The sequence below is a fragment of the Sulfitobacter sp. SH22 genome (assembly GCF_965641905.1).
GTDB lineage: Bacteria > Pseudomonadota > Alphaproteobacteria > Rhodobacterales > Rhodobacteraceae > Sulfitobacter.
In genome coordinates, this window is the sequence record NZ_OZ282573.1 from 3,589,588 (window position 1) to 3,608,511 (window position 18,924).

The 18,924-nt window shown below is 60.7% G+C and carries 14 protein-coding genes; 7 read left to right on the plus strand and 7 right to left on the minus strand.

From position 1 onward, the window contains the following. Window positions 1-51: 51 nt before the first annotated feature. The gene (locus ACSQ13_RS19470) at window positions 52-2,076 is read right to left on the minus strand and encodes a BTAD domain-containing putative transcriptional regulator (protein WP_295511602.1); all 2,025 of its coding nucleotides are present in this window, start codon (window positions 2,074-2,076) and stop codon (window positions 52-54) included. Between the two features lie 226 nt (window positions 2,077-2,302). On the opposite strand from ACSQ13_RS19470, the gene ACSQ13_RS19475 reads away from it, so the two are divergent. The 4 genes from ACSQ13_RS19475 (at window position 2,303) to ACSQ13_RS19490 (ending at window position 6,155) form a co-directional block, all read left to right on the plus strand. Then, complete coding sequence (locus ACSQ13_RS19475; RefSeq protein WP_176251293.1) at window positions 2,303-2,806, plus strand: hypothetical protein; 504 nt, start codon at window positions 2,303-2,305, stop codon at window positions 2,804-2,806. 67 nt (window positions 2,807-2,873) lie between these two features. Then, entirely contained in the window at window positions 2,874-3,890 is a 1,017-nt protein-coding gene (locus ACSQ13_RS19480) for a trypsin-like serine peptidase (RefSeq protein WP_176251294.1), read from the plus strand. 202 nt (window positions 3,891-4,092) lie between these two features. Beyond that, entirely contained in the window at window positions 4,093-5,757 is a 1,665-nt protein-coding gene (locus tag ACSQ13_RS19485; protein WP_295511597.1) for a phosphoethanolamine transferase, read from the plus strand. Continuing rightward, window positions 5,754-6,155: a diacylglycerol kinase gene (locus ACSQ13_RS19490; protein ID WP_295511594.1), complete on the plus strand. Its 402-nt coding sequence runs from the start codon at window positions 5,754-5,756 to the stop codon at window positions 6,153-6,155. Before ACSQ13_RS19485 ends, ACSQ13_RS19490 begins: the two co-directional genes overlap by 4 nt. Window positions 6,156-6,186: 31 nt before the next feature. Here ACSQ13_RS19490 and ACSQ13_RS19495 read toward each other — a convergent pair whose 3' ends face one another. From ACSQ13_RS19495 to rfbC, 5 genes are all read right to left on the minus strand, one after another. Further along, a complete protein-coding gene (locus tag ACSQ13_RS19495) occupies window positions 6,187-6,990 on the minus strand; it encodes a DUF2189 domain-containing protein (protein ID WP_373028515.1) in 804 nt (267 codons plus the stop codon). 76 nt (window positions 6,991-7,066) lie between these two features. Beyond that, a complete protein-coding gene (gene rfbA / locus ACSQ13_RS19500; protein WP_295511676.1) occupies window positions 7,067-7,969 on the minus strand; it encodes a glucose-1-phosphate thymidylyltransferase RfbA in 903 nt (300 codons plus the stop codon). 17 nt (window positions 7,970-7,986) lie between these two features. Further along, window positions 7,987-8,853: a dTDP-4-dehydrorhamnose reductase gene (gene rfbD, locus ACSQ13_RS19505; RefSeq protein ID WP_295511591.1), complete on the minus strand. Its 867-nt coding sequence runs from the start codon at window positions 8,851-8,853 to the stop codon at window positions 7,987-7,989. Next, window positions 8,850-9,887: a dTDP-glucose 4,6-dehydratase gene (gene rfbB, locus ACSQ13_RS19510; RefSeq protein WP_295511588.1), complete on the minus strand. Its 1,038-nt coding sequence runs from the start codon at window positions 9,885-9,887 to the stop codon at window positions 8,850-8,852. Before rfbB ends, rfbD begins: the two co-directional genes overlap by 4 nt. Then, window positions 9,888-10,454, minus strand: coding sequence for a dTDP-4-dehydrorhamnose 3,5-epimerase (gene rfbC, locus ACSQ13_RS19515; protein ID WP_295511585.1), 567 nt, complete (start codon window positions 10,452-10,454; stop codon window positions 9,888-9,890). Between the two features lie 242 nt (window positions 10,455-10,696). On the opposite strand from rfbC, the gene mnmH reads away from it, so the two are divergent. Then, the gene (gene mnmH, locus ACSQ13_RS19520) at window positions 10,697-11,743 is read left to right on the plus strand and encodes a tRNA 2-selenouridine(34) synthase MnmH (RefSeq protein WP_295511583.1); all 1,047 of its coding nucleotides are present in this window, start codon (window positions 10,697-10,699) and stop codon (window positions 11,741-11,743) included. Here the strand turns inward: mnmH and selD are convergent. Further along, the gene (gene selD / locus ACSQ13_RS19525) at window positions 11,736-13,904 is read right to left on the minus strand and encodes a selenide, water dikinase SelD (protein ID WP_295511581.1); all 2,169 of its coding nucleotides are present in this window, start codon (window positions 13,902-13,904) and stop codon (window positions 11,736-11,738) included. The genes mnmH and selD overlap by 8 nt on opposite strands. Before the next feature lie 141 nt (window positions 13,905-14,045). Here selD and ACSQ13_RS19530 point away from each other — a divergent pair, with 141 nt between their 5' ends. Then, on the plus strand, window positions 14,046-15,275 hold the full coding sequence (locus ACSQ13_RS19530; protein WP_295511579.1) for a metallophosphoesterase family protein: 1,230 nt from the start codon (window positions 14,046-14,048) through the stop codon (window positions 15,273-15,275). Continuing rightward, a complete protein-coding gene (locus ACSQ13_RS19535; protein WP_295511577.1) occupies window positions 15,272-18,706 on the plus strand; it encodes a YhaN family protein in 3,435 nt (1,144 codons plus the stop codon). The genes ACSQ13_RS19530 and ACSQ13_RS19535 overlap by 4 nt, the downstream gene beginning before the upstream one ends. Window positions 18,707-18,924 lie beyond the last annotated feature (218 nt).

Sequence of the window (18,924 nt, forward strand, 5' to 3'; positions counted from 1 at the left end):
GGAAAGATGCAATCTGCGCCGTCAAGCTATCGTCAAGACGGGGAGGGCGGGCTAATTCGGCAAGCCGGCCTGCCGCAGCAGATCGCCAAAATCGGCGCGGCGGGCAGGGTCGCGGAACGCCTGTCTGCTGATGAAATTCGACACCCGGAACCGGGGTTCCAGCAGCATGATCCGCGTCGCCAATTCGCGGGCCTTGTCCATATCACCGATGGCGACGCAGGCACCGGCGGTGATGCGCAAGTTCGACGTATAGCGGCTGTTGCGCGCCATGGAGGCGAGGCCGATCCGGGCGGCTTCCTTCATGTCGCCCGATGCGAAATGCGCGATGCTCAGGAAATGGTCATAGCGAAACCGCAACGGATCATCGAGCGTCAGCCTGCTGGCCTGCATCAACCGCTCGACTGCATCACATTCGTGATCCGCATAGGCCAGCGTGGGGCCTGTCCAAAGCAGGGTTTCGGCATCACCGGGGGTGGCGCGCAAGGCATCGTCGAACAGGACAAGCGCTTCGTCATAGCGGCGTTCATAGATCGCAATGTTATGGCCCAGCATCGCCATCGCGCGACCGCTGCGCCCGTCCAGCGCAAGCGCCTGTTCCAGCGCGTTTTTCAAGGCAGCCATATCGGCGGCCGGTGTGTCCGACAGGCCCTGGCCCACCCGCAGGCTGTACCAATCGGCCAATGCCACCCGCGCGGGCACGTATCCGGGCCAAGTTGCAACCGCATCATGCAGCAGGTGACCGGCGGTATCGAGCTGGGGGGCGGACAGGGTGTACACCAGTTCCTGCGCCTTGAGCAGCTTTTGATAGGCCGACAGATTGCTGATGTCGCTGACGCGGATGTCGCTCAGCTCCGAGCGGTGCAATTGCGGGACCAGCATGTGCACCACCTGTTCGGCGGTGTCGCTGTTGGCGCGAAACAGATCGTCCTCTGATACTTCAAGGCTGTGCGCCCATAACAGCAGCCCGTCATCGGTGCGCGACAGTTCGACGTTCAGATGATAGCCACCGTCGGTCAACCGGATGGTCCCGCTGAGCAGATAACGCACGTTCATCTTGTCGCGCAACACGGCGGCGACGTCGGGGCGGCTGGCAAGATGCCGGACCGACACCCGCGAGATGATCGAAATCTCGCGCTGGCGGGCAATTTTCATCACCACATCATCCACCAGCATTTCCGTCAGGCTGTCCTTCAGATCCTGCGGGCCGATCGCCCTGAGCGGAAGAACCGCCAGAACCGGCCTGCCGTGCCTCGAGTGCGGGTTTGCGGCGGCAGGCGGGGCGTCTTGGAGCGGGGCGGGTTCTGCCAGCGGTGCCGGTACAGGGGCCGTCATGCTCCGTTCGGTCGCACCCATCTTGATGGCCGCTGCAAGGTCTTGGGTCAGCAGCGACGGCTCCATGTCCAGCTCGGCCTCCATCCGGGCGTAAAACGCGGCATAGGTCTGCAACGCGCGCCCGATATCGCCCAGATCATTGGCCAGTTGCATCGCGAACCGGCAATGGTTTTCACCCAGCGGATCAAGGCCAAGGGCCGCATCGGCCATGTCCATGCGCAACGTCGGGGCAAGGTCTGCGCGTGCGGCGGCTTGGGTGATGCACTCCAGGTATCCGCCCGCAATCTGCCGCCGCGTATCGGCCAGCCAATCGGCAAAACGGCTGCCCATCGTCTCGAACCCGTAAAGGATGTCATTCACCAACTCGCTGCCGGACCGTATTGCGGCGGGCAGGTGGCCGGCCTTCAATTCGTCCAGCAACTGAACCGTGTCGATCTCGATCCTGTCGGGATCAAGAATGACATTGGCCCGGTCGATCCTGAGGGCATCGCGCAGCACCGGGTGGGCCGCGCGCAATTCCGACAATGCCTGTCGCAGCGATGCGCGCGCCTTGGCATCGGGCACATCGCCCCAGAGCAACCCCGCCAAAAGGTCACGCGACGCGCTGAAACGGTCCAGCGCCAGATAGGCAATGACGGCGACTTGCTTGCGCGCGGTGATGCGCACAGGCGTCCCCGGCAGTTCAATCCACGCGCCACCCAAGGCACGCAACACAATCCGATTCTCACAAGCTGGTTTATTCATCCACTGGCCCCTCGGCCTTCAACCTAGCCGAGTGATTGACGTTTGTCTTGTCCCGCATTGCGCCAGCCTGACGGTGCCCTGATGCCAGCATGGCGCTGCACTGATGGGTCGCCGTCATGGTTGTCGTCAGGTGATCACCGGTCACCCCCGCAAGCCACAGCATGTGGATGCGGTGAACCCCGCCTCCGACAAGAGAGGCACCCAACCTGATAAAAGGAAGACCAACATGGACAACGAAGTCGTAAGCAACACCGCAAGCACCACAGCAACATCCGCTGGCACATCTGCCCCCAACACCGGCGCACAAAACGCCGAGATCGCGGAAATCATGGCGGAGTTCGAGCAGCTGGAAAGCGATTTTGGGATCGAGCTGACTGGCCGTCTTGGCGCTGCTGCGGAGCACGACATACTGGATGACGCGATTTCCGGGACGGTCTTTGCCGCCCCGTCCGCCGAAACCGGTGGCACGCTCAGCCTGCTGGATATCGCGGATGGGAACACCGGCGGCCAAGAGGGTTTCTTTGATATCTTCAATCCCGTTGTGAATGCCCTCAAAAAGCGTGCGCAAAAGATCATCGCCAAAATCGTCAAGCTGGTGCGCAAGGCGGCCAAATTCGCGCCCTGTGTCCCGCTTGTTGCAAAGGCTGTCCGGTCCTTTGCGGCCAAGAAATACGGCACCGCACTAAAGGAAGCTTTGGCGGCTTTCTCCTGCATCCGGTCCAAAGCCTGATCCGGGTCTAAAGCGCAATCGCGCACCGGGCCCTGTGTCCGGTGCGTCTTAATCCAGAGGACGTGATATGACCGCGAAGAAATCAAAACCACGCATCAAGAAGGGTGTGAAACCACCGCCGCCTGCACCAACGGCAGAAGATTATGCAGCGCTGGACGGCTTTTTGGATCAGCCCGATGCGGAAATCGCCGAAGCGGCTGAAACAGATGAGGCCGCAGGTGTGGCCTTGTTGGAAGACGGCCATGACCTGCTGACCCACGGCGGCGGCAGCCTGGAAAGCGCACCGGGGTTTTCCCTGCTGGAACCGATGGTGCACGGGCTGGGTGAATCCGCGCCTTGCGGTCTGCCAGAGGCATTCGACCAGATGCCCGTCGCGGCCTCTATCCACTATGGGGGCGGGCCGACCGAAGCGGTGTGCGGGCGCGACGACCGGGTTCAGATCGGCCATGACGGCACACCGCCCTGGCGGATGATCTGCCAGTTGCTGATCACCATGTCCAACGGTGCGCGCAGCCGCGGCACGGGGTGGCTGATCTCGCCCCGAACGGTGATGACAGCGGGGCATTGCGTGCATTCCGCCCCCAATGGCGGCTGGGTCAAATCCATCGAGGTGGTGCCGGGCATGTCGGGCCAGTTGCGCCCCTATGGGTCTGGCATCAGTCAGGAATTCCACAGCGTTTCGGGATGGGTAAACCGGGGTGAGGTCGCAGACGACTATGGCTGCATCATCCTGCCCGAAACCGCCCGCTTGGGGGACAAGACCGGATGGTTCGGCTTTGCCTCCCTGCCGGACGCCGAACTGAAGAACCTGCTGGCCAACAACTCCGGCTATCCCGGGGACAAGGCGTTTGGCACCCAATGGTATAACGCGGGTCGCATCACGGGAGTGGAACCCGACCGGCTGGCCTATATGTTCGACACCGCACCGGGCCAAAGCGGCAGCCCCGCGTGGCGCTATTCAAAGATGCTGGCCAAGCGTCATGTGGTGGGCATCCACAATTATGGCGGCTGCGCAAACAGATCGACCCGCATCACCGAAGATGTCTTTCGCCGGATGCAGGCGTGGAAGGCGATGGGGGCCTGACCATTGCCGTGCTGAATTGCCCATGACCGCAAGACCGCATGCGTGTCTGTCACCGCTATTGGACAGGCACGCATCGGGGCGTTTCAGGTCTGTATGCGTCACTTCCGGCTCACAGATATATTTTTGCATCAGGTCGAAATTATAAGGTTGCCGTAAGCTTCGGATGGTCAAAAGCGCGCGACCCCCTAGCGCCAAAGAACTCATGACCCTCTCCAAAACCCTGACATCCCGCATTGCAGACCTTCGGGATGCATACCCCGTTTCGCCGCTGGTGCTTAGCATCGCGACGCTTGTTTTCGTATTCTACATTGATAACGACACGTTCTGGTCCATCGGGTCGGATGTGTTCGCGGGGCATCCGCTGTCCTTTGGTGCCTATATCCTCGCGGTGTTCACCCTGATGCTGTCGTTTTTCAGCGTCTTTGCATTTCCGTGGGTGGTGAAACCGTTTCTGGCATTCATCGTCATCCTCAGCGCCATCACATCCTATTATATGGATAATCTGGGCGTCATTATCGACCGCGACATGATCCAGAACGTGATGGTGACAACGGTCACTGAATCAAAACACCTGATCACAGCCAGCTTTGTCTTGCATAATCTAGTGTTTGGCGTGCTGCCAGTGCTGGTGATTTTTGCCGTAAAAATCAAACCGCACGGCCGGACCAGAACCCTGCTAACACCCGTCGTCAGCACCTTGTTGTGCCTTGGGCTGACGGTCGGGCTGTTGTGGTCAGACATGAAAGCCTATGCGTCGATCCTGCGCGAACGCAAGGATTTCATGAGCAGCTTCCAACCCGGGATGCCCATTGTCGGCGCAATCCGTTATGCCAAGATGATGCGCAGGTCTGCGAATGTGACAGTGGCGAAATCGGGGGAGGATGCCGTCAAGGGCCCGGCCTATGGCCCGGATGCAAAGCCGGTGCTGACCATTGTCGTTGCCGGTGAAACCGCACGCGCCCAGAACTTCAGCCTCAATGGCTATGGCGTGGAAACCAACCCCGAACTGGCCAAGCTCCCGGTTGTCAGCTTTACCGATGTGTCGTCTTGCGGGACGGCAACGGCGGTTTCCCTGCCGTGCATGTTCTCGAAATTCACCCGCAGCACCTATTCTTTCGAAAACGGCATCGCGACTGAATCCGTGCTGGACGTGATGGCCCACGCAGGGTTTCACGTTGAATGGTGGGACAACAACACCGGCGACAAAGCCATCGCAAGCCGCCTGACCAAGCGGTCCCTCACAAATACCCCGAACACCGAATTCTGCGCCGCAGGTGAATGTATGGACGGTATATTCCTCAAAGAGGTTGAGGATTTCGCGGATGCCATCACGCAAGATACCGTACTTGTCCTGCACCAGATCGGCAGTCATGGCCCGACCTATTATCTGCGCTATCCCGAAACATTCGAGAAATTCAAACCGTCCTGCCGGACCGCAGAGTTCAAAAGTTGCACCCCGCAGGAAATCGCCAATGCCTATGATAATACCATCGCCTATACGGACAAGGTTCTGGCCGACATCATCAGGGTTTTGCAATCCCGTGACGCTCTTGCGACGGCGATGATCTATATGTCCGATCACGGTGAATCGCTGGGCGAGGGCGGGATGTATCTGCACGGGGCACCCTATTTCATGGCCCCTGACACCCAAACCAAAGTACCTGCCATCTTGTGGATGTCGCAGAACTTTGAGGACCAGCTTGGCATTGATCGGCGCTGCATGGCCGCAAAAGCCGGCGAAGCGCTGTCGCATGACAATCTGTTCCATTCCCTGCTGGGAATGCTGGACATCCAAACCGCCGAACGGGACAATGCGCTGGATATTTTTGCGACCTGCAAGAATGCGACCAAAGGGTTAAGCAATTGATCAACAGCACCGAGCCCCCCCGCGAAAAACCTGCCCGCGTCACAGGCATTGCGCATCTGTTCGCAGCGGCGGGGTATTCCATCGGCGGGGTGCGCCGTCTGTGGCAGGAAACGGCCTTTCGCCATATCATGCTGGCCTTGCCGATCTGCTTGATTGTCTTAGCCGTTTGCGGCGCAAGCCTGATGGAATTCTGCGCCTTGCTGGTGTTGTTTTTCGTCCTTGTCGCAGTCGAGGCATTGAACACGGCGATCGAATGCATTGTCGATCATCTGGCCCCGCAATGGGCGGAATTTGCCCGCGATGCCAAAGACCTCGGATCGCTTGCCACCATGTGTCTGCTGTTTGCGAATGGCGTCTTTATCGCGTCGATCATCTATCGCGCAATCGTTTCAGGCTAGGGTCGGCTGCGGTAGGCTACATCGATGCCGGTCACTCTGTCTGGGGGGCGCTCAGCAGGTGATACAAGTGCCATGTGGCGTGCCCCAGCAAGGGCAGCACGATAAACAGGCCCAGAAACAGCGGCACAAGTGACACCAAGGTCACCACAGCAATGAACACAGCCCACCCCAGCATCACGGCCGGATGCGCCGCCACATAGCCAAAGCTGGTCGCCATTGCCGTGACAAAATCCACCTCACGGTCCAAGACCATCGGGATGGCCAGCACGGTGATCATGTATAAAAGCAGGGCAAAAATTGCGCCGACGACACTGCCCACCGACAACATGGCCAAGCCGTTCGGGGTCAGGAATACTTCGGCCGAGGACGAGATATTGGACATGGGGGACAGGCCCAGAAACAACGCGAAAATCATGTGGCCCAGAAAGAACCAGAACAGGAATATCACGATGCTGATCGCGCCGATCATCGGCAAGGATCGTTTGCGTTGCAGCACAACCACCCCCAGAATTTCAGCCCAGCCTAGCGGTTCTTTTGCCTGAACACGGCGCGACACTTCGTACAGGCCGACCGCGATAAAGGGACCAAGCAGGGGAAAGCCGAACACCGCCAGCACCAGCCAGAAGGTCGTGCCAGTTTGCCATGTAATCCATGCCATTGCCCATGCCGCGATCACGTAAACAGCGGCGAACCCCAATCCGAACATCGGTGCGCGTTTCAGGTCGGCCCAACCCAGCCCAAGCGCCTTTGAAAGATCAGCCACTGTGACAGGCTTGAACTTGGGGGCCCCGTGCGATGGCTGCCCCGTGGTCTGATCGCTGTTCACTTCATCCAAGACTTAGCGCTCCCCTTCACGTCGGTGCTCCAACTATCAAAGCGAGACTATGCGATGGTCCTTGACGTGGATCAACTTAAAACGGACCGCGATTGCCCGGCTTCAACAACCCTTCCAGATAGTCACCATAGTCGTTCTTGGCGAAGAGCTTGGCGCGTTTTTCCATGTCAGCGACAGTGATCCAGCCTTGGTTGAACGCGATTTCGTCGGGGCTGCCGGTTTGCAAACCCTGGCGGGTTTCCAGCGTGCGGACAAAGTTGCCGGCGTCCAGCAGGCTGCCGTGGGTGCCGGTGTCGAGCCAGGCATAGCCGCGGCCCATGCGTTGGACGTTGAGCAATCCGTCGTGCAGATAGGTTTCCAGCAGGGTGGTGATTTCGAGCTCGCCACGCGGTGAAGGCTTCACGGTCTTGGCGCGTTCGGACGCGGTGTTGTCTAGGAAATACAGGCCCGTAACGGCGTAGTTCGACGGCGGCACGGCGGGCTTTTCGATGATCTGGCGGGCCTGGCCCGTCTCGTCAAAATCCACCACGCCATAGCGTTCGGGGTCGGACACGCGGTAGCCGAAGACGGTGCCGCCGGTTTCCTGCGCATCGGCGGCGGCCAATATCTCGGGCAGGCCGTGGCCAAAGAAAATGTTGTCACCCAGAACCATCGCGGATGCCGCACCGTCGAGGAAATCCTCGGCCAGCAGATAGGCTTGCGCCAGACCGTCGGGGCTGGGTTGGGTGATATAGCTCAGCGACACGCCCCACTGGCTGCCATCGCCAAGCGCGCGTTTGAACTGTTCGGCGTCTTGCGGGGTGGTGATGATCGCGATCTCGCGGATGCCGCCCAGCATCAGGACCGACAGCGGATAGTAAATCATCGGTTTGTCATAGATCGGCAGCAGCTGTTTCGACACGGAAATGGTGATCGGATAAAGCCGTGTGCCTGAACCTCCGGCGAGGATGATACCTTTGCGTTTGGGCGTCTGGGGCATGGTCTGCGTCATGGAAATCAGTCCTTGGAAACATCAAGTTGGGCAATAATCCGGTTCAGGCTTTCGCGCCAGTCAGGGCGCGTGATGCCGAATGCGGTATGCGTGGTGCCGCAGTCCATCCGCGAGTTCAGCGGGCGTTTGGCGGGGGTCGGGTAATCGGTCGAAGGAATATCGGTGACAGCGCAGGTGATGCCTGCCTGATCAAAGATCGCGCGGGCGAAATCGGCCCAGCTGGTGTCGGGCGCGCCGGAGAAATGGTAGATCCCGGATTTTTCCGGATCTGAAACAAGCGTTTGCGCGATGGCTACGCAGGCCTGTGCGATTTCGGCCGCCCCTGTTGGCCCACCGATCTGGTCTGCAACGATGGTCAGCGCATCACGTTCGGCCCCGAGGCGCAGCATGGTTTTGACGAAGTTATTGCCATGGGCCGACACCACCCAGGATGTGCGCAACACGGCAAAACGGCCACCGGCTGCTTCAACCGCGACCTCTCCGTCGCGTTTGGTGGCACCGTAAACCCCTTGCGGATCAGTGGGATCATCGGGCTGCCAAGGGGCGGTGCCTGCGCCGGAAAACACATAATCGGTGGAGATCGAGACAAAGGGAATATCACGCGCCGCACAGGCACGCGCCATGGCCGCCGGTGCCTGCGCGTTGATCAGATCGGCAGTGGCGCGGTCACTTTCGGCCTTGTCCACCGCGGTATAGGCCGCGGCGTTGATCACCGCATCAGGCGTGTGCGCGTCAATCGCGGCGGCGCAGGCGGCGGGGTCGGTCAGATCGGCGGCAGCGCGGTCAAGCGCGATGATCTGGATGCCGTTGCCATCCAGCGCGCGCAATTCCGTGGCGACCTGGCCGCTGTGGCCGAATACGAGGACCTTCATGCTTTGCCCAACCGTTCGCCGACGCCATGGCGGTTTTGCAAGGCGCGCCACCAGTCTTCGTTCGCGAGGTACCAGTCGACGGTCCGCGCCAGCCCTTCCTCGACCGTGACCGACGGCTTCCAGTTCAATTCCGTCCGGATGCGCGTCGGGTCGATCGCATAGCGCTGGTCATGGCCGGGGCGGTCGGTGACAAAGGTGATCAGATCGGCATGGGGTGCACCGCTGGGGTGACGGTCATCCAGCAAGGCGCAGATCATCTTGACCAGCTCCAGATTGCTGACCTCGTTTTCCCCGCCGATGTTATAGCTGCGGCCCAACGCGCCCTTCGTCAGCACGGTCAGCAACGCGTCGGCGTGGTCTTCGACAAACAGCCAGTCGCGCACATTGGCCCCGTCGCCATAAACCGGGATCGGCTGCCCGGCGAGCGCCTTGAGGATCACCACCGGCACCAGTTTTTCCGGAAAGTGGAACGGCCCGTAATTGTTCGAACAGTTCGTCATGATCACCGGCAACCCATAGGTCTCGCCCCAAGCACGGACCAGATGGTCGCTGGCGGCTTTGGACGCCGAATAGGGGCTGCGCGGATCGTAGGGCGTGTCTTCGGTGAATTGCCCAGTGGGGCCGAGCGAGCCGAAGACCTCGTCAGTGGAGATATGGTGGAAGCGGAAACCGTCCGGCTTGCCCGCAGTCAGCCAATAGGCGCGGGCCGCTTCCAGCAGGGTATAGGTGCCGGTGATATTGGTCTGGATAAACGCGCCGGGGCCGTCGATGGAGCGGTCCACGTGGCTTTCCGCCGCCAGATGCATCACAGCGTCAGGCTGGTGATCGGCAAAGACCCGGTCCAGTGCCGCGCGGTCGCAGATATCGGCCTGTTCAAACGCATAAAGCGGGCTGTCGGCCACATTGGCGACATTCTCAAGACAAGCCGCATAGGTCAGCGCATCAAGGTTCACCACGCTATGGCCCTGCGCCACTGCAAGCCGCACCACGGCCGAGCCGATAAACCCCGCGCCGCCTGTTACCAATAGCTTCATCTATGCACCCTCAAACGTAAACGGGCTGTTAAGATCCGCCAGAGAGGGCGCATTTGCGTCTTTATCTGACAAAACCGCCGACAGATCGCCCATATCCCAGTCGATCCCGATATTGGGATCATCCCAGGCAATCGCCCCCTCGGTCGCCTGCGCATAATAGTCCGAACATTTATAGATAATCTCGGTCTCCGGGCTGCGCGTCACAAATCCATGTGCAAAGCCGGCCGGTACCAACAATTGCTTGCCGTTCTCGAAGCTCAGCTCAACCCCGAACCACTGCCCGTAGGTGGGCGAGCCCTTGCGGATATCGACCGCGACATCAAACAAAGCCCCACGCCCGCAGCGCACCAGCTTGTCCTGCGCATGGGGCGGTGCCTGAAAATGCAGCCCGCGAACCGTTCCGGGCGTCATCGACAGCGAATGGTTGTCCTGCACGAACGGAATGGTGATCCCGTGCTCTGCCAACGCCTTCGCGCTGTAACTTTCCGAGAAAAACCCCCGATGATCCCCAAAACGCGCCGGTGTAATCACCAAAACACCCGATAACGGCGTCTGTTCAATCTGCATTCGAATAATACCTTCGCACTTTATATTCCTTGCAGGTTGACTACCCAAACTTGCCCATCCTGTCGATTGCTTGTGGGGATAGTGACACTATTTGTCGCGAGTATGGCATCAAATCCGGCGTGATCAAAAATTTGCAGGGCGTGCCGCGACCCTCCCAACGGCAGATCGGCCACATATGCTTCGCGCTGGACGCCAGCATTTGAGCGGGTAGAACAAGGACACCCCATCTTGGAAAGCGCGTCATGACACTTCTTCACCTCAATGCCCTGTCCGATATTGCGGCCTGTGGCGCGGATACGATCATTGACGTGCGATCTCCGGATGAATTTGCCGAAGATCACATTCCCGGCGCGATCAACCTGCCGGTTCTGTCCAATGCAGAGCGCGCAAAGGTCGGCACGATTTACAAGCAAGACAGCAGCTTTATGGCGCGCAAGATCGGGGCGGCCTTGGTGGCGCAAAACGCGGCGGTGCATTTGATGGGGCCGCTGGCGGACAAGCCCGGTGGCTGGCAGCCCATGGTCTATTGCTGGCGCGGCGGGCAGCGGTCGGGGTCGTTTGCGACAATCCTTGAACAGATCGGCTGGCGGGTCCAGTTGCTGAAGGGGGGGTATCGCAGCTATCGGCGGCTGGTGGCCCAGACCGTGTATGACACCCCGCTGCCTCACAAGCTGACCCTGATCGAAGGCGGGACCGGCACGGCGAAAACGCGTTTACTGGAACATCTGGCGCTCGCGGGCGAGCAGGTCATCGACCTTGAGGGGTTCGCAAACCACCGCGGATCGTTGTTTGGCGCGCGCGGGGACGGGCAGCCATCGCAAAAGATGTTCGAGACGCGGCTGGCAGCGCAATTGGCTAAAATGGACCCGACCCGCATGACCTGGGTGGAGGCGGAAAGCAGCAAGATCGGCGCACGTGTGGTGCCCTCGGGCCTGTGGCACGCCATGCGCGATGCCCCCCGGATCGAGGTTCAGGCACCGCTTGCGGCGCGGGCACGGTTTCTGGCCACCGCCTATGCCGATCTGACCGAAGACAGCGCGCGTTTGCATGGCCGGATTGACATGCTGCGCCCCTATCACGCGAGCGATGTGATCGCTGCATGGCATTCACTGGCGGATGAAGGCGCGTGGGAAGAACTGGCCACAGGGCTGGTGTCGGCCCATTATGACCCGCGCTATGCCAAGTCGATGGGGCGGTCCGAAAAGGCGACGCAAGTGATCGCGCTGGCGGATCTTGAGGACAGCACACTTGCCCAAGCAACACGGGATCTGGCGCGGCGCGTTACCTAAGGGTGAGGGACGGCGCACCGGTTTGAAGCGTTCCGATGATCCATCCTTGCAATCCTTTGCTTTCCAGCTGCCTCAGGGCGGTTTCAGCCGCCTTTGGGGGGAGTGCGGCCAGCAATCCACCGGCTGTTTGCGGGTCATGGATCAGCGGGTCGTCGATCCCTGCGGTGGGTGCATTGTCGCGGTTCGCCTGCAAGAGCGAGGACCCGACCCCGGCATCAGACAAGGCGCGTGCACCTGCGTAGACGGGAATGTCGGCGTGCCTCAAGGTCGCGCAGAGGCCTGATGCCTTGCACATCGCCAGCACATGACCCGCCAGACCAAATCCGGTCACGTCTGTCATCGCATGGGCATCGCGCAGGATGTCGGCCTGCTGTGATTGCGGTTGCTGCATGATCGCCAAAGTGTTCGCAACATCGCGACCTTGGGCGGTTCCCTCCATATGGGCGGCCATCATCACGCCAGACCCGATGGGACGGGTCAGCAGCAAGACATCATCCGGTTGTGCGCCGGCAATGGTGATGGGCATCGTGTCACGGGTGCCCGTCACGGTGAACCCGATCGTCAGCTCGGCCCCCATCGTCGTATGCCCGCCGACCAAACTGGCCCCGGCGGCGTCAAAAACCGCGCGGGCCGCATCAGTGATTTCGCGCAGGGTGCGCGCCTGAAGGGGCGGGGACATGCGCGGCAGGATCAGGCTGGACAGCGCGACCTGAGGTGCGGCCCCCATCGCCCAGACATCGCCCAAGGCATGGACCGCCGCGATGCGGGTCATTTGAACGGGGTCGTGGACCATTGCGCGCAAATGATCGGTGCTGAGCACCTGAAAACCGCCCCCCGGCATTTTGACCACCGCAGCATCGTCGCCTACGCCCGTCACCACCTGCGGGTGGGCGCGGGTATCGAGGTTTGACAGCGCATCGGCCAGCAGCGCCGCGCCTACCTTGGCCCCGCAGCCACCGCACAGGGGCTTTTCCTGCATGATCTCGCGTGCGCCAAGCGCCGAGGTTTCGGGGATCCGGGCGGCTTTCATCGGGGGCAGGTGATCCAGCTTGTCCATAAACGCCCGGTCAATGCGGTCTTTCCAACGCCAAAGTAACGGGCCGGAAACCGCGAAGCCGAATTTCTCGGCCATGGCGGATTTGCCGCCGAACGAGATCAGCTTGAGGTAGTTCTTTTGCGGTTTGAATATCTTGCGGGCACCGCCCGTCAATGCGGCACGCAGGTTGTGGTGCAACACAGGTGCCGCGCGCACGGCAAAGACACCGGCCTTGGGGCGCGGGGCAAAGGGCATGGCGGCACAGTCGCCCACGGCAAAGACCGATGTATCGCCCTTGATGCTCAGATCGGGGGTCGTCTCAATAAACCCGTCGATCAGGGGCAGGTCGGTCCGGGCCAGCCAGCCGTGTGGAAATGCGCCCGCCGCACCAACGGTCAATGCGGCTTGCACGGGCTCTTGCCGATCAAGCAGCACCTGTGACGCCGTGACCTGCGTGACACGGGCATCGGTGCGCAGGGCAATGCCGGCCTGTGACATCGCGCTGAGCAATTTGCGCCGCGCAGTGTCGCCAACCCCTGATATCTGCGGGCCTGCCTCGATCACTGTAACGGCCGGTTTGACGCCCGCCTGCTGCAACGCGTGTGACATCGCCAGCGCCAATTCGCATCCGGCAACACCGCCGCCGATCACGGCAACGGTGGGGGTGGCGGTGCCTTGGGTGGTCGCGGAAACAAAATCGCGCCAGCGCTGCGCATAGATATCGAGCGGTTTGGCCCCGACGGCGTGGTCGGCAAAGCCCGCAATCGACATTTCTGCGGTGATGCCGATGTCGATCGACGCGACATCATAGGCAATCGGGCCTTGCCCCTCGACCGTGATCAGGCGGGCGGTCCGGTCGATATCTGTGGCATGGGCAAGGATCAGCCGCGCACCGGCGAAACGGCACAGGCGCACCAGATCAATCTCCAGCGTGTCGCGGCTGTAATGGCCCGCGACATGTCCGGGCAGCATGCCGGTATAAGGCGCGGTCGGGCCGGGGTTGATGACCGTCAGCCGCGCCCCCGGCAACGGGTTCATCCCCCATTTGCGCAGGACCAAGGCATGGGCATGCCCGCCGCCAACCAGCACAAGGTCTTGGGTCAGGGGGACATCAGGCGAATTCATTGGCGTGCTTTCTGGAACAGGGATATCGGTGTCATACCGCGTTGATCCCAAGGATCAAAGCAGCAGCCAGTGGTTGCAACCGAAAGTGAACTGCGTGACAAAGAATGCACAGCTGATTTTCCTGCCACAAGGCCCGTTTGTTTGACACTTCGCATTTTGCACACTGCCGATCTGCATCTTGATTCACCTTTGCGCAGTTTGGCGCTAAAGGACGACAGGCTTGTCGCACAGGTTCGTAATGCCAGCCGTCACGCGCTGGAAACGATGGTGCAATACTGTATCGACGAAGATGTCGCGGCGTTTCTGATCGCGGGTGATTTGTACGACGGTCAGGAACGCAGCGCCAAGACCGCCGCCTATCTTGCCGGGCAAATGCAGCGGCTGGCCGAGGCGGGCGTGCAGGTCTTCTATATCAAGGGCAATCATGATGCGGAAAACCCCGTCGCCGGTGAAATCGCATTGCCCGCCAATGTGCATGTGTTCGATGGCAAGGGCGGCATGGTCCAGCTTGGCGATCACCCCGTCTATATACACGGCGTCAGTTTCCGCGACCGCTATGCGCCCGACAGCCTGCTGCCCAAGTTCAAACCCCCTGTGCCATCGGCGGTGAACATCGCCATGATGCACACGTCGCTGACGGGGGCGGCGGGGCACGACCCCTATGGGCCCTGTTCGGCGGCTGATCTGGCACAGGCAGGGTTTGACTATTGGGCGCTTGGGCATGTCCACACAAGGCAGATCCACAGCGAAAACCCGTGGATCGTGATGCCGGGGATGCCCCAAGGGCGCGACATTGGCGAGGCAGGGCCGAAATCTGCCAGCATCCTGACCGTGCAGGACGGCAGGATCGAGGTATCTGAACTGCCGACATCTTTGTTGGAATTCCGCGCCTGCGATTGTGTGCTGGAGGGGGCGGAAACTGACGATGATGTGCGCGACGCCCTGCGAGACTGCTTGCGGGCGCAGGCGGGCAGGGGCGCTGCGATCTTGCGGCTGCGCTTGGTGGGGCAAACGGAACTGGCGTGGCGGTTGCGGCAACTGGCCGATTACTGGCAGGCCGAAATCACCCAGATGGCCGAAAACATCGGCGGGCTTTGGCTCGAAAAACTGACCTTTGATGTCGCCCCGGTATCGGCTGTGGCGACGGATAGTGCGGTGGGCGAAGTCGAACAGTTGATGCATGACATTGCCGCGTCGCCTGCGTCGCTGGACAGCTTGGGCCGCGAATTGGAACAGATGTTGGCGCTGCTGCCCGCAGACCGTCGCCGCGATCTGGTGCCCGATGAAGCGGCGCAAGACGACCTGCTGACCCGTCTGACCGAAGATGCCATCCTGTCGATGGTCGCCAGAATGCAGGGGCAGGGCACATGATGCGCCTGCGCCAGCTTGATCTGGCTGCCTTTGGGCATTTCACCGACCGGACCATTGATTTTGGCGCAGCCCCGGCAGGCGGCTCGGATTTCCACATCGTTTTTGGCCACAACGAGGCCGGTAAAACCACTCTGATGGAAGGGTATCTGCGGCTGTTGTTCGGCTTTCCGGCGAAAGACGCCTATGCGTTCAAACATCAACGCGCCAATTTGCGGGTGGGCGGTGTGCTGGAAATCGACGGCAGGGCCCATAGCCTGACCCGTTTGTCCAAACGCGCGCCCAATTTGCTGGACGGGCAGGGGCAGGTCACGCCCGACACCATACTCACATCCGCGCTGCGCGATTTGACGGTCGAAGAATACCGCAAGCTTTTGTGTCTGGATGACGAGACGATCGAGGCAGGCGGCGAGGAGATCACCAAAAGCAAAGGCGAGATCGGCAAGCTGTTGTTTTCAGCGGCGGCCGGGATCAGCGATCTGTCGCAGGTGCTGGAAGACGTGAACGCCAGATCGCTCGAGATTTACCGCAAGGGCGGCACGAAGTCGGAATTCGCGGGGCTAAAAGCCGAACTTGCGCAGGTCAACAAGCAGATCAAAGACCAGGACGTCAGCGCGCAGGCCTACCGCGGATTGCGGTCGGACCTTGAAAAGGCCCAAGCGGCTGAAGACAGTTTGCGGCAGGAGAAGACCGACCTTGCCCTGCGCAAGCTGGAGCTTGAAAACCTGCTGAAGGCCTATCCCTTGGCAGCGCGGTGGCACGAGCTGGATCAACAGGTGCAGCCGCTTGCGCATTATCCGGCATCCTTGGACATAGAGCCTGAGGACCTGTTGGCCCTGATGACGCAACGGGTGGCTTTGACGTCGGCGTTTGAACAGGCGACCCGCGAGGTCGAGACGATTGACGCGCAGCGCACGGCACTGGCCGTTGATCCGCAGGCGCTGGCCGCCGCAGACCAGTTGCAGGCGTTGGAAGAACTGAAAAGCCGCGCGCAGACCGGGCTGTTGGATTTGCCGCGCAGGCAGGCCGAGCTTGAACATGAAAAGGCGGAGTTGGGCCTGCGCTTGTCGGGGATCGGGCTGCCGACAGACGATCCCGACCAATATGTGCTGGACGAGGCCGATCTGGCCACGCTTGAACGGCTAAGAACCGCGATGACGGATGCGGATAAAGCCCATGCAGCCGCGATCGGGGAAACCCAAGGCGCGCGGTCAAAGCTGGAAGGTGCCACATTGCAGGCCCAAGAAGCCGCACAAACGGTCGAGGGCGATCCGGCACTGGAGCGGGTGATTGCCAGCGCGGATGCCGAAGATATCGTAGCGCGCTTTACCGCAGCCGAGCATGCGTTTGCCACAGCGCGGCAAAATGCGGATGCCGCCTTGCGCAAACTGGCCCGCCCCGGCGTGGTTTTTGACGCCGTTCCTGATTTGCAGGTGACCCCAGCCCAGGCGGCCCAGCTTGGCCGGGATATTGCAGCGGCAAGCCAGGTCGCTGCCACCGCCGCGCAACAACAATTGGCCGCGCAAACGCGCTGGCAGCAGGCGCAAACCCAGATGAAGCTGTCGCAAGCCTCGCCGGATATGATTGACGATGAAACGGCTGTCGCAACGCGGGACGCGCGGGACAGCCTGTGGACAGCACATAAAGCCACGCTGGACGCCGCATCGGCCAACGCGTTCGAGGTCGCCATGCAGACCGATGATGCCCAAACCAGATTGCGCGCGACCCAAAGCAAGGAAATCGCCGAGCACCGTCAGGCGCAGCGCCGCGAGATCGAGGCCGCGCAAGAACATGCTCAGGCCAGCGCCCAGCATGACGCCGCAGCCGCTGCCCTAACAAAGCTGACCGCGCAATTGGCGGACCATCTGGTTGCCCATCGTTTGCCCGACAACATGACTGCCGAAGATTTCGCAGGCTGGACTGCGGACGCATCTGATGCAGCCGAGGTCGCGGCCACGTTCAACGCCGTTAAGGCCACGCAGACCGATCTGCGCGCCGAGGTCGAAACGCTCAAATCAACTCTGTCTACTATATTAGACATTGAAAGCGGATCACTTGCGGGTTTGATGAAGCTGGCCAAGGCGCAATTGGCAGGGCAGCTTGCGCAAAAACAAGTGCTGACATTGGCCGAAACAAGTGTGAAATCCGCCAGGATCGAAGTGGACCGTCGCACTGCCGCCCAAGACATCGCGCAAAGCACTGCAAAGGCCGCAAGCGCCGATTGGGTCAATGCGATCACACACTATATACCACACCTAAAAACCGACCCGCTTGTCTGGGACGGTCTGCGTACGCTGCACCGCATCCGCGAGAGCGATACCATCATCCGCAAACTTGCCCGTCAGGTCGAGACGATGTCGGCCAATATCGCCGCTTTCGAGCGCGGTCTTGACGACATCAAGCTCGACCACAGCGGCAGTATGCCCGCGCTTGATCGCTATGCGGCGTATCTTTTGCAGGTGAACCAGGCGGAGGAAACCGCACGCCAACGCAGGGATCTGGACGCAAGATACGCCCATCATCAGGACGTCGCGCAAGATGCGGCGCGGCAGATCGAGGTTCTGGATGAACAGGTCCGCCTGATCGCATCGGTGTTCGACCCGGCGATCCCGACAGATAGTCTGGATGATTTGCGCAAGGCGACAACCCTTGCCAAGGATGTCATCGCACTTCGGGCGCAGGCACAGGAAACACAGACGCAGCTTTTCACTCTGCTGGCCGTGCCATCATGGGCGGCAGCCGATGCCCTCTTGAATGACCAGACGGCACAGGCCGCTCAGGTGGAACTGGAAGCGGTTACACAAGATCTGACCCGGCTTGATGCTGCGCTGGAGGTGGCCATTGAAACGCGGGCACGTGCGCAAATGGCCCTTGATGCTGTGGGGGGAGATAACACGGTTGCCGCCCTAGTCGCGCAAAAGCGGACCCTCGAGGCACAGCTCGAAGATGCCGCGCTGCGCTATCTTCAAGGGCGCTTTGGCCATGCCTTGGCAGAGGAAGCGATCCGCCGGTATCGCGATGCCCATAGAAGCGGCATGTTGGCAGCGACCGAACAGGCCTTTCACGACCTGACCAACGGGGCGTATTCCCAGCTCAAGACGGTGCCGACATCCGCAGGCGATATCCTGCAAGCTGTACAGGCGTCGGATATGACCCTCAAAGAGGCCGCCGACATGTCAAAGGGGACGCGGTTCCAGCTTTATCTGGCTTTGCGGGCGGCGGCCTATGACCAGATGGCACAGAACGGGCGCATCCTGCCGTTCTTTTGCGATGACGTGTTCGAGACCTTCGACGAAGACCGCACGCGGGCTGCATGTCGGCTGATGCAGCGGGTCGGACAGAGGGGGCAGGCGATCTATCTGACGCACCACCAGCATGTGGTCGATATCGCCCGCGAGGCCTGTGGGGATCAGGTGCAGGTCCATCATCTGTAAGGTGCGACCGATTCCACCCGAACCGTGGGGCCGAGTCGCCAATCGAGGATGATTTAGGCCAACCCGAGGTGGATCAGTCCACGAGAACACCCTAAAAAGTTGAAAATAAGGGCATCAAGCTTGTTGGCTTTTTACCTTGGCGGAATTCCGCAGGCTCAAAACGCCAATAAAACAGGCGTTTATGAAGGTTTTTTGACTAACCGTGAAAATTCCCAAAA